Annotated in this window: 1 pseudogene; it reads right to left on the bottom strand. The window is 63.2% G+C overall.

What is annotated here, in order from left to right:
* Window positions 1–24 precede the first annotated feature (24 nt).
* A pseudogene (locus EBBID32_RS19670) lies at window positions 25–1,029 on the bottom strand (IS91 family transposase); the annotation flags it as partial.
* Window positions 1,030–1,109: the final 80 nt, after the last annotated feature.

Raw genomic sequence — 1,109 nt, 5'->3', positions numbered from 1 at the left:
AGATGACGGAGGGGCCACGCTGGGTCATGACACGAGTTCCCGGATAGACAGCACTGCCATCGGCGGGGCGCGAGGTTGCCGCCAGCGCTCGAAGGTCTCAATGACGATCATCTGCCCGCCGCAGCATGGACATGGCGGGCGCGGGTCCACCGGATCTTCGGTGGCAGGGTCTTCGGGGTTAGGGGGGAAGTGGAGCAACTCACGAGCGAGAGCGAGGCTGGCCTTGCGGGCGGAACTGGCGAGCAAGCCGTAATGCCGAATGCGGTGGAAGCCGCGCGGCAGGACGTGGAGCAGGAACCGGCGGATAAATTCGTCGGCAGAGATTGTCATGACGCGCTGGCGATCAGCCCCATCCTTGCGATAATCCTTGTACCGCAGGGTGACGCCGGTCTTGTCAAAGGCGAGGATGCGCCGATTCGATATGGCAACCCGGTGTGTGTAGCGCGACAGATAGGCCAGCACCGCTTCCGGTCCGGCGAAGGGCGGCTTGGCATAGACCACCCAACGCTTCTTACGGACAGGAGCGATGTGCCGCAGGAAGGCCCGCCGTTCGGTAAGCGGGGCCAGCGACCCGAAGAAGGCGAGTTTGTCGGCTTGGTGCAACTGGATCAATCGGGTGAGGAACAGACGGCGGAACAGCGCTCCTAGGACCCGCACCGGCAGCAGGAACGCAGGACGCGACGATATCCACCGCCGTCCACTTGCTGCAATACCGCCGCCCGGCACGATCATATGCACGTGCGGATGGTGCGTCATCGCCGAGCCCCATGTATGGAGCACGGCAGTGATGCCGATGCGTGCACCGAGATGCTTGGCATCGGCCGCAATCGTCAACATCGTCTCCGAGGCAGTGCGGAACAGCAGATCGTAAAGCAGCGCCTTGTTGTGAAAGGCGATATCGGCGATCTCTGCCGGCAGCGTGAAGACGACATGGAAGTATCCGACCGGCAGTAGGTCGGCCTCACGGTCCGCCAGCCAGCTGCGCGCGGCCGCGCCCTGGCACTTGGGGCAGTGCCGGTTACGACAGCTAATGGGCGTTTCACATTAGCTGTCTTATGGGCAGATCCAGTAATGGAGAGCTGGCAGTGACCCGTTGGCCCCTTCGCCGA

Source organism: Sphingobium indicum BiD32 (genome assembly GCF_000382885.1).
In the GTDB taxonomy this organism is placed as follows: Bacteria; Pseudomonadota; Alphaproteobacteria; order Sphingomonadales; family Sphingomonadaceae; genus Sphingobium; species Sphingobium japonicum_C.
Note: the sequence above shows the minus strand (reverse complement) of the source record. Positions and strands in the feature narration are given on the sequence as shown.